This is a genomic window from Arenimonas sp., assembly GCF_035312645.1.
Classification (GTDB): domain Bacteria; phylum Pseudomonadota; class Gammaproteobacteria; order Xanthomonadales; family Xanthomonadaceae; genus Arenimonas.
Genome location: NZ_DATGBO010000081.1, coordinates 1 through 9,701, shown reverse-complemented (window position 1 = coordinate 9,701; position 9,701 = coordinate 1). Strand labels below are relative to the sequence as shown.

Here is a 9,701-nt window from a genome sequence, read left to right as displayed (position 1 = left end):
CACAACTTTGCGAGATCGAACATGCGTAGTGAAAAAACCGAAATCCTGATCATCGGCGCGGGCCCGGCCGGCGCCGTCGCGGCGGCGATGCTGCGTCAGCAGGGCCGGCAGGTGCTGATCGTGGAGAAGGAACAATTTCCGCGCTTCTCGATCGGCGAAAGCCTGCTGCCGCAGAGCATGGAATACATCGAAGCCGCCGGCCTGCTGAAGGATGTCGTCGAAGCCGGCTTCCAGTACAAGAATGGCGCGGCATTCAAATGCGGCGACAAGTACACCGAATTCGACTTCCGCCAGAAATTTTCCGAAGGCTGGGGCACCACCTACCAGGTGCAGCGCGCGACCTTCGACAAGGTGCTCGCCGATGGCGCCGAACGCGCCGGTGCGGAAATCCGCTATCGCCACGAAGTGATCGCCGTCGATGTCGAAGGCGACACGCCACACGTGATCGTTCGCGATCCGCAGGGCGAGGAATACCGCATCGATGCGCAGTTCATGCTCGATGCCAGCGGCTTCGGTCGTATCCTGCCGCGACTGCTCAAGCTCGAATATCCATCCAACTTCCCGACTCGCGGCGCGATCTTCACGCATGTCGAGGACGGCGTCGCACCCGGCGGCAGTTTCGATCGCAACAAGATCCTGGTCACCGTGCATCCGCAGCACGACGATGTCTGGTTCTGGACGATCCCGTTCTCGAACGGTCGCTGCTCGCTGGGCGTGGTCGCTCGTACCGATTTCCTCGATCAGTATCCGGGCACGGAAATGGAACGCCTGCGCGCGATCGTCGGCGAAGATGCAGGCCTGACCGAGCTGTTCAAGAACGCGAAATGGGATACACCGGCGCGGCAGATCGTCGGTTATTCGGCGAACGTGAAATCGCTCTGGGGCAAGAACTACGCGTTGCTCGGCAACGCCGGCGAATTCCTCGACCCGGTATTTTCCTCGGGCGTGACCATCGCCTTCAAATCGGCGAGCCTGTCCACGGCCTGCCTCCAGCGTCAGTTCGCCGGCGAGAGCATCGATTGGGAAGCCGAATACGGCATTCCCCTGCGCGAAGGCGTCAACACCTTCCGCACCTTCGTCGAGGCCTGGTACGCCGGTGGATTCCAGAAGATCATCTTCTTCGAAAAATCCTCGAAAGAAGTGCGCGAAATGATCAGCGCGATTCTCGCTGGCTATGCATGGGATAAAAAGAATCCCTACGTCGCCGAGTCCAAGCGCCGCCTGACGGTGCTGGAGCAATTGTGCGCCGGCTGATCATCGCCAGTTTTTTTGCGTTGACCTTGACCGGTTGCGCGATGCATCCGGTCACGCGTGCGCCGGCGCCGGCGATTTCCAGCCAGCCTTTGCTGCGCCTGTCGCCGGCCAGCCTCGGGCATGCGCTCGCGTTGCAGCAGCAGTTGAGTTTCAGTTTCGGTGACCAGCAGCGCTCGATGGATGCGCTGCTGGAAGTCGATGCGCAGGAAGTACGGCTCGCAGTGCAGGCGATGGGGCAGTCGGCGCTGCGTTTGCGCTGGGATGGCAAGGCGCTGGAGCAATCGCGCGCGAATTGGTTGCCGCCGACGTTGCAAGGCGAACGCGTGCTCAGCGATCTGCAGCTCGCGTACTGGCCGATGGCGGAAATCCAGGCAGCGCTGCCTTCGGGCTGGACCCTGTCGGAAATCCAGGGCAGGCGCGAACTGCATCATGACGCACAGTTGATTGCGACGATCAGCTATCCGGAAGCCAATCGCATCGAGATCGACGAAGCCGTCGATGGCTATCGTCTATCGATCCTGTCTGTGCCGATGGATGGAGCATCGCCATGACAGCGATGTCGCCGCGTGTGTACCTCAACGAGCTCGGCATTGTCTGTGCCCTTGGCGCGGGTCGCGCTGCGGTCGCGGCGGCGCTGTTCAATGCCGATAGCGTCGGCGGTGTTGCCGTGAGCGAGTCGATCACACCCGGCCGTCCGCTGGCCTTGGGAGCCGTGACAGCCGCGCTGCCTGCCATTGACGATTTGCCGCGGTACCTGCGCAGCCGCAACAACGCGCTGCTGCGGCTGGCACTGATGGAAATCCGTCCGACCGTGGATGCGGTGATCGCACGCCACGGCCGTCATCGCGTTGCGATCGTGCTCGGCACCAGCACCTCCGGCATCGGCGAAGGCGAGCGCGCGCAACGCCATTTCGAGACGCATGGGGCATGGCCCGTGGACTACGACTACCTGCAGCAGGAAATGGCCAGCCCGGGGCATTTCCTCGCGCATGAGCTGGGCACGAATGGCCCGACGCACGTGATTTCCACGGCGTGTTCGTCCAGTGCGAAAGCGCTGGCTGCCGGCGCACGCCTGCTCAATGCCGGTCTCGCCGATGCGGTTGTCGCCGGCGGTGCCGATTCCCTGTGTGCGTTCACCGTTGCCGGATTCAGCGCGCTCGAATCGGTGTCGGCCACCCGTTGCAATCCATTCTCCGGTAATCGTCGTGGCATCAACATTGGCGAAGGCGCTGCGCTGTTCCTGATGAGTCGCGATGAAAGCGCGGTGCGTCTCGCTGGGTGGGGCGAAAGCTCCGACGCCCACCATATGTCCGCACCGGATCCGAGCGGGCAGGGCGCCGCCGATGCGATCCGCCAGGCCTTGCAACGCGCGCAGCTCGATGCCGCCGCGATCGACTACATCAACCTGCACGGCACCGCGACCCAGCACAACGATGCGATGGAAAGCGTCGTCGTTGCCGAACTGTTCGGCGCGGACGTGCCGACGAGTTCGACCAAGCCGCTGACCGGTCACACGCTGGGCGCCGCCGGTGCGATCGAAGCCGGCCTGAGCTGGCTCGCGCTCGCGGAAAATCCGCGCGGATTGCTGCCGCCGCATTGGTGGGATGGCATCGCCGACGCGACACTGCCGACGCTGCGTTTTGCGCAGCCGGGAGAAGTTTCCGCGCGCAGGCTTCGCCATGTGCTCAGCCAGAGTTTCGCGTTCGGCGGCAGCAACGCCGCGCTCGTGCTGGGAGTGGACTGAGCATGCGCGCCGATCGCTCGCCCGCTGATATTCCTATCGAAGACGTCGTCCCGCATCGCGGTGCGATGCTGCTGGTCGATCGCCTGATTTTCTGTGACGACGACAACGTCGTGGTCGAAGCGGATGTCGGCGCGGGCAATCAGTTCGCCGACGACACCGGCGTACCGGCCTGGGTCGGCATCGAATACATGGCGCAGGCGATCGCCGCATGGGCTGGCTATCGTGCGCTGGCGCGGCAGGAAACCGTCAAGCTCGGTTTCCTTCTGGGTACGCGCCGCTACACCTGCGCCCGTTCGGTATTTGCCTTCGGTCTGCGCCTGCGCATCGAAGGTCATCGCGAACTGTTCGGCGAGAACGGCCTCGGTCTGTTCGCCTGCCGCATCCTCGATGGCGATGAGGAAATCGCCACCGCCAACGTTTCCGTTTTCGAACCGCAGAATCCCGAGGCCTTCCTGGAGGGCCAGCAACCATGACAAACCCGAGCATCCTCGTCACCGGCGCCAGCCGCGGCATCGGCAAGGCGATCGCATTGCGGCTTGCGCAGGACGGTTACGACATCGTCGTGCATTGCCGCAGCCGCATCGAAGAAGCCGAAAGCGTCGCCGCGGAAATCCGCGGGCTCGGCCGCGATGCCCGCGTGCTCGCTTTCGACGTCGCCGATCGCGCGGCCTGCGCGCAACTGCTGCTTGCCGATGTCGAGGCGAATGGCGCGTATTACGGCGTCGTCTGCAACGCCGGCATCGCCCGCGACAATGCTTTTCCGGCGATGACTGGCGAGGAATGGGACAGCGTCATCCACACCAACCTCGATGCTTTCTACAATGTGTTGCAGCCGCTGGTGATGCCGATGGTGCGCCGACGCAAACCCGGACGCATCGTCACGCTGGCTTCGGTGTCTGGCCTTGCCGGCAATCGCGGCCAGACCAATTACAGCGCCGCGAAAGCCGGCATCATCGGTGCGACCAAGGCGCTGGCGCTGGAACTGGCCAAGCGCGAGATCACCGTCAATTGCATCGCACCGGGCCTGATCGAGACCGACATGATCGGTAGCGAGATCATCGAGGAAGCGATGAAGATGATCCCGATGCGCCGCGTGGGCCGACCGGAAGAAGTGGCGGCGCTGGCGAGTTTCCTGATGTCGGAGGGGGCGGGTTACATCACCCGTCAGGTGATTTCGGTGAATGGAGGAATGGTCTGATGCGTTCGAATGTGCAACGACGCGTGGTCATCACCGGCATGGGCGCGATCAGCCCGCTGGGTCACGATTGGCCGACGGTACTGGCCAATCTCCGCGCCGGTCGCAACTGCGTGCGGCACTACGACGAATGGTCGATTTACAAGGGATTGAACACGCGCCTCGGCGTGCCGGCAGCGCCGTTCGAATTGCCCGAACATTACAACCGCAAGAGTACGCGCAGCATGGGCCGGGTCGCCTTGATGGCGACGCGAGCGAGTGAGCTGGCCTTGATCGATGCCGGCCTGCTCGGCGATCCATTGCTCAAGAGCGGTCGCGTCGGCATTTCGTATGGATCCTCGGCGGGCACGCCGGCATCGATGAGCGATTTCGGACGCATGGTGCTGGAGAAAAACACCCAGACCATCAACGCCACCACCTACATCAAGATGATGGCGCATACCGCGCCGGTGAACATCGGCGTGTTTTTCGGCATCACCGGCCGCGTCATCACGACGTCCAGCGCCTGCACCTCGGGCAGCCAGGGCATCGGCTACGCCTACGAGGCGATCAAGGCCGGGCACCAGACGGTGATGCTGGCGGGCGGTGCCGAAGAGCTCGACGTCACCGACGCCGCCGTATTCGACACCTTGTTCGCGACCAGTACGCGCAACGCCGAGCCGGAACTCACGCCGCGACCGTTCGACGCCAAGCGCGATGGTCTGGTGGTGGGCGAAGGCGCCGGCACGCTGATCCTGGAAGACTACGATCACGCCGTCGCGCGCGGTGCGCGCATCCTTGCGGAAATCGTCGGCTTCGGCACCAACAGCGACGGCCAACACGTCACGCAACCGAATGCCGCGACGATGGCGATCGCCATGCGTCTGGCGCTGCAGGATGCCGATCTGCCGCCGGAAGCGATCGCCTACGTCAACGCCCACGGCACCGCCACCGATCACGGCGACATCGCCGAAACCACGGCGACGAACGCGGTGTTCGGCGAGCGCATGCCGATCAGTTCGCTCAAGAGTTACACCGGCCACACGCTCGGCGCCTGCGGCGCGCTCGAGGCCTGGATCAGTTACGAGATGATGCGCGAAGGCTGGTTCGCGCCAACCGTGAATCTCGACGAAGTCGACCCGCGCTGCGGTGCACTCGACTACATCATGGGCGAAGGCCGGCGCATCGAAGGCGAGTACGTGATGAGCAATAACTTCGCTTTCGGCGGCATCAACACGTCGCTTATCCTGCGTCGCTGGCGCGATTGAATTCCTTTCCCAGTTTCCCGACCCAACACACTCCGGAGCCATGACCATGAAGCGAATTTCCCTCGTACTGCTCGCAGCTATCGCCGTCGCGATGCCAGCGTTCGCCCGCGACACCGTCCTGCATCTGGACGTGAATACTGTCACTGACCCGGGTTTCTCGCAGGGGAAGCTCGATGGTTCGGTGAAATTCTATTTCGCCGGGCAGAAGACGCCAGCAGTGCTGAGCAATCTCGGCGCGGCAACCACCAATCGCAAGACCAGCGGTGCCGGCAAGAGCGACACCGATGCCTGCCGCTGGGTGATGCTGACTGCGCTGGTCGCATTGCAGGACGACGCGAAGGCGCATGGCGCGAACGCAGTGATCGGCATCACCAGCAACTACAAGAACGTCACCTGGGCCAGCCCGACGCAGTACGAATGCCATGCCGGCAACATCATGGCGGGCGTGGCGCTGAAGGGCACGTACGCGAAGATCGGCAAGCACTGAATTTTCTCGCGGCATCGCTGGCATCGTGATGCGCGTGGATGATCGGTGATGAATATCGTGAGCGATGACAGGGAAGCGATCCGCATCCGCCTCGCTTCGCTGGCGGATCTTTCGCCGTCGGCGGAGGCATCGCTGGATTGGTTGAATTCTTCCGAGCAAGAGCGCCTGGCAGCGATTTCTGCACCGCGCCGACGCCGGCAGTTTCTTGCCGGCCATTGGTTGGCGCGCGAGATCGCGGCCGAGTATGGCGGCGGTGACAGCGACGACTGGGACATCGTGAGTTCCGACAGCGGCGCGCCGATGCTCGTTTCGCGCGATGGCAGTCGCGGCATGCTGCAACTTTCGCTGACCCATAGCGGTGATCGCATCGCCAGCGCCGTCGCCAGGCAGGCGATCGGGCTTGATCTCGAATTCAATCCGCGGCCGCGCGATCTTGCCGCGCTCGCGCAGTTCGTGTTTTCGCCGGAAGAGAATGCCGCTCTGCGCGCATTGCCCGAGAGCGAATCCGCCGCTGCGTTCTATCGCTGCTGGACGCTGAAGGAAGCTTATGGAAAGCGGCAGGGCACAGGCCTGCGCATTCAGGCGGCGCGGCAGCAGACTTTCAGCGAGTGCGCTCCCGAGCAGGCCATGGCACTGACCTGGCAGAGCGATGGCGTGACGCTGGCGATCGTCGGCGCGCAGGGAATCCGCGCGCATTTGATCGGCTGGGAGAATGCGCCAGAGCCGACCTACTGGGCTCTGTAGGAGCGGGCATGACCGCGACGGCTTGAAGCATCGCGATTTCTTGAGACAGTCGCCGTCATGCCGTTCCCACGATCAGGTTTTTTGTCTCGCCTCGAACCTGTCGATGGCCGTCAACAGCGGGCCAGTCATGACGGTGGTGATGATCGCCACCAACACCAGGATCGCGTACAGAGCCTGGCTGATGATTCCGAGATCGTAACCGAGGCCGAGCACGATCAATTCCATCAGGCCGCGGGTGTTCATCAGGCTGCCCAGACGCAACGCATCGATGCGACTCAGGCCTGACCAGCGTGCGGCGATCGCCGTACCGCCGAGCTTGCCCAGGGTCGCGACGCCGACGATGCCGAGGCACAGCAACCATTCGCTGCCGCTGAGCAGGTCGATACGCGTGCGCAGGCCCGTGCTGGCGAAAAATACCGGCAGCAGCAGCACCGCGGCAAAGGGTTCGATCTTGTGCTCGACCAGGGTGCGCAACGCGGTATTGCGCGACACCGCGATGCCAGCGAGAAATGCACCGAACATCGCGTGCAGGCCGATCGCTTCGGTGAACAGCGCGCAGATCAGGATCAACAGCACCAGCGCGACCATCCATTGCGGCTCGCGCACTTCCTCAACGATGCGATGGGCAAACCAGGCGCGTGCGCGTGCGACGATCAGCCAGGCGAAAATCAGTGCCAGCGCCAGACTCACGGTGACGCCGAGCAGGCTCTGCGATTTCACCAGGGCGACGATGGCGCCGAGCATGCCCCAGGCCGTCGCGTCGCTGAGCGCGGCACAGGTGATCGCGATCAGGCCGATGGGTGTCGCGCTGTCGCCGCGTTCTTCGAGGATGCGCAGCAACACCGGAAAGGCGGTGACGCTGAGCGCGATGCCCATGAACATCGCGAATCCGGCGAAAGCGATGCCGTTCGGCGCATAGGATCGGAACAGCGGCCAGGCCAGCAGGATGCCGAGCAGGAAGGGCAGGGCGATGCCGGCGTGGCTGATCAGCAAGGTCATGCCGCGGCGGCCGCGCAGACGCGAAAGATCGACTTCGGCGCCGGCCGCGAACATGAAAACCAGTACGCCGAGTTGGCTGACGTGATTGAGTGTGACCAGCGAGGAGCTCGGGAACAGCCAAGTCTGCGCCTGCGGAAGCAGCAGACCGAACAAGGATGGACCGAGCAGGATGCCGGCGAGCATTTCGCCGATCACCGCCGGTTGCCCGAGGCGGCGCATTGCGATGCCGGCGAATTTCGCGGACGCCAGCACCACGAGCAACTGCAGCATGAAACGCGGCAGCGGGTCGCCAAAATGTGCGAGCAGAGTTGCAAGTGGTGTGTTTGCCGGCAACGCAGCGACGATATTCTCGGCAGCAGGGGCATGCGCGACCACCAGCATGGCGATCAGCAAGGGCAACAGGGCGAGCAGGGCGTAGCCGAACCACGGCGTCGAGCGCGCTTTGATTTCCTGCGACGAATCATCGCTGCGTGGACTCACGGTTGTTTCCAGATCGCTGACATGCGCGGCGTCACCGGGCGAAATCGGGGCGTCATTGTCGCAGAGGCCACTGCTCCACGCACCCGCGTCAATGCGCGCCGCCGACATCCACGGGCGCACCGGTGCGGATCGGTCGCGCCAGCCAGACCACCGGGATCAGCAACAGAAACAGCAAGGCCGACGCACGGAAAATATCGTCGGCGCTGAGCATCGCCGCCTGCTGGTCGATCAGGCGATTGATGGTGGCCAGCGCCTGGTCGTTGCTGAAACCCTGTGCCTGCAGGAAGTTCAGCGCCGAGGTCGCGCCGGGATTGCCGACATTGATCGCTTCGGCGAGTTGCGCGTGGTGCTGGGTCGCACGGCTTTCCCAGAGCGTGGTCGCCAGCGACGCGCCGAAACCGCCGGCGGTGATGCGCGCGAAATTCGACAGTCCCGATGCCGCCGGAATGCGATCGGGCGGCAGGCCCGACAGCGTCAGGCTCACCAGCGGGATGAAGAAGAACGCCATCGCCACGCCCTGAATCACGGTCGGAATCATGATGGTGGTGAAGTCGGCGTCGGTGTTGAAATACGAACGCATCCACAGCACCAGCGCGAACACGCTGAAGGCCACCGTGGTGAGATAGCGCGGGTCGGTATTGCCGACTTTCCGGCCGACATATGGCGAGAGCAGGATCGCCATCAACCCGACCGGTGCCAGCACCATGCCAGCCAGCGTCGAGGTGTAGCCCATGTATTGCTGCAGCCATAGCGGCAGCAGCACGACATTGCCGAAGAACGCGCCATACGCCAGCGACATCGCCAGCGCGCCGGTCCAGAAATTGCGTCGCCGGAACAGGCGCAGGTCGACGACGGGATGTTCTTCGGTGAGTTCCCAGGCAAGGAACAGCGCGAATCCCACCAGCGACACCAGCGCGAGAATGATGATCTGGTTCGACTCGAACCAGTCGAGTTCCTTGCCCTTGTCGAGCAGGATCTGCAGCGCACCGACCCAGATCACCAGCAGCGCGAGGCCGACCTTGTCGATCGGCAACAGGCGGATCGGCGATTCGCGCGTGCGGTAAAGACTCCAGGTGATCGCCGCCGCGCCGAGGCCCACCGGAATGTTGATGTAGAAAATCCATGGCCAGGACACTTGATCGGTGATCCAGCCGCCGAGCAGTGGCCCGATCACCGGCGCCACCAGCGTGGTCACGCCCCACATCGCCAATGCCGTGCCGGCTTTCGCTTTCGGATAACTCGACAGCAGCAGCGTTTGCGACAGCGGGATCATCGGTCCGGCGACCGCGCCCTGCAGCACGCGGAAGGCGATCAGCGATTCCAGGCTCGTGGCCAGGCCGCACAGCCAAGACGCAATCACGAACAACACCACGCTCGCTGTGAACAACCGCACTTGGCCGAAGCGCTGCGTCAACCAGCCGGTGAGCGGCACCGAGATCGCATTCGCGACCGCGAACGAAGTGATCACCCAGGTGCCCTGCGACGGACTCACGCCGAGATCGCCGGCGATGGCAGGGATCGACACGTTCGCGATGGACGTGTCGAGCACGT

Annotated in this window: 10 protein-coding genes; 8 read left to right on the top strand and 2 right to left on the bottom strand. The window is 63.7% G+C overall.

Features of this window, described 5'->3' with window-relative positions:
* Window positions 1-21: 21 nt before the first annotated feature.
* The 8 genes from VKM35_RS07620 to VKM35_RS07585 are packed head-to-tail and all read left to right on the top strand — an operon-like array spanning window position 22 to window position 6,671.
* Window positions 22-1,254, top strand: coding sequence for an NAD(P)/FAD-dependent oxidoreductase (locus VKM35_RS07620; RefSeq protein WP_324320025.1), 1,233 nt, complete (start codon window positions 22-24; stop codon window positions 1,252-1,254).
* Complete coding sequence (locus VKM35_RS07615) at window positions 1,242-1,805, top strand: DUF3261 domain-containing protein (protein ID WP_324320023.1); 564 nt, start codon at window positions 1,242-1,244, stop codon at window positions 1,803-1,805. The genes VKM35_RS07620 and VKM35_RS07615 overlap by 13 nt, the downstream gene beginning before the upstream one ends.
* Window positions 1,802-2,998 carry a beta-ketoacyl-ACP synthase gene (locus VKM35_RS07610; protein WP_324320020.1) on the top strand — a complete coding sequence of 399 codons (1,197 nt, stop codon included), beginning with the start codon at window positions 1,802-1,804 and terminating at the stop codon, window positions 2,996-2,998. The genes VKM35_RS07615 and VKM35_RS07610 overlap by 4 nt, the downstream gene beginning before the upstream one ends.
* A 2-nt stretch (window positions 2,999-3,000) precedes the next feature.
* Window positions 3,001-3,471: a hotdog family protein gene (locus tag VKM35_RS07605; RefSeq protein WP_324320018.1), complete on the top strand. Its 471-nt coding sequence runs from the start codon at window positions 3,001-3,003 to the stop codon at window positions 3,469-3,471.
* Window positions 3,468-4,196: a 3-ketoacyl-ACP reductase FabG2 gene (locus VKM35_RS07600; protein ID WP_324320015.1), complete on the top strand. Its 729-nt coding sequence runs from the start codon at window positions 3,468-3,470 to the stop codon at window positions 4,194-4,196. Before VKM35_RS07605 ends, VKM35_RS07600 begins: the two co-directional genes overlap by 4 nt.
* The gene (locus VKM35_RS07595; RefSeq protein ID WP_324320013.1) at window positions 4,196-5,440 is read left to right on the top strand and encodes a beta-ketoacyl-ACP synthase; all 1,245 of its coding nucleotides are present in this window, start codon (window positions 4,196-4,198) and stop codon (window positions 5,438-5,440) included. Before VKM35_RS07600 ends, VKM35_RS07595 begins: the two co-directional genes overlap by 1 nt.
* A 46-nt stretch (window positions 5,441-5,486) precedes the next feature.
* Window positions 5,487-5,927 carry an excinuclease ATPase subunit gene (locus VKM35_RS07590; RefSeq protein ID WP_324320011.1) on the top strand — a complete coding sequence of 147 codons (441 nt, stop codon included), beginning with the start codon at window positions 5,487-5,489 and terminating at the stop codon, window positions 5,925-5,927.
* Window positions 5,928-5,975: 48 nt separating this feature from the next.
* The gene (locus VKM35_RS07585) at window positions 5,976-6,671 is read left to right on the top strand and encodes a 4'-phosphopantetheinyl transferase family protein (RefSeq protein ID WP_324320009.1); all 696 of its coding nucleotides are present in this window, start codon (window positions 5,976-5,978) and stop codon (window positions 6,669-6,671) included.
* Window positions 6,672-6,743: 72 nt separating this feature from the next.
* On the opposite strand, the gene VKM35_RS07580 is transcribed toward VKM35_RS07585, so the two are convergent.
* Together VKM35_RS07580 and VKM35_RS07575 are read right to left on the bottom strand one after the other, a co-directional pair.
* Window positions 6,744-8,150 (bottom strand): cation:proton antiporter, encoded by a 1,407-nt coding sequence (locus VKM35_RS07580; RefSeq protein WP_324320007.1) that lies wholly within the window; start codon window positions 8,148-8,150, stop codon window positions 6,744-6,746.
* An 88-nt stretch (window positions 8,151-8,238) separates the two neighbouring features.
* Window positions 8,239-9,701 (bottom strand): DHA2 family efflux MFS transporter permease subunit (locus VKM35_RS07575; RefSeq protein WP_324320005.1); only part of this gene is annotated, 1,463 nt, incomplete at its 5' end.

Bases quoted from the DNA above. Each gene is read 5' to 3' on its own strand.
- VKM35_RS07590 (WP_324320011.1), top strand. From the start codon at position 5,487: ATGAAGCGAATTTCCCTCGTACTGCTCGCAGCTATCGCCGTCGCGATG.
- VKM35_RS07585 (WP_324320009.1), top strand. From the start codon at position 5,976: ATGAATATCGTGAGCGATGACAGGGAAGCGATCCGCATCCGCCTCGCT.
- VKM35_RS07595 (WP_324320013.1), top strand. From the start codon at position 4,196: ATGCGTTCGAATGTGCAACGACGCGTGGTCATCACCGGCATGGGCGCG.
- VKM35_RS07610 (WP_324320020.1), top strand. From the start codon at position 1,802: ATGACAGCGATGTCGCCGCGTGTGTACCTCAACGAGCTCGGCATTGTC.
- VKM35_RS07620 (WP_324320025.1), top strand. From the start codon at position 22: ATGCGTAGTGAAAAAACCGAAATCCTGATCATCGGCGCGGGCCCGGCC.
- VKM35_RS07600 (WP_324320015.1), top strand. From the start codon at position 3,468: ATGACAAACCCGAGCATCCTCGTCACCGGCGCCAGCCGCGGCATCGGC.
- VKM35_RS07605 (WP_324320018.1), top strand. From the start codon at position 3,001: ATGCGCGCCGATCGCTCGCCCGCTGATATTCCTATCGAAGACGTCGTC.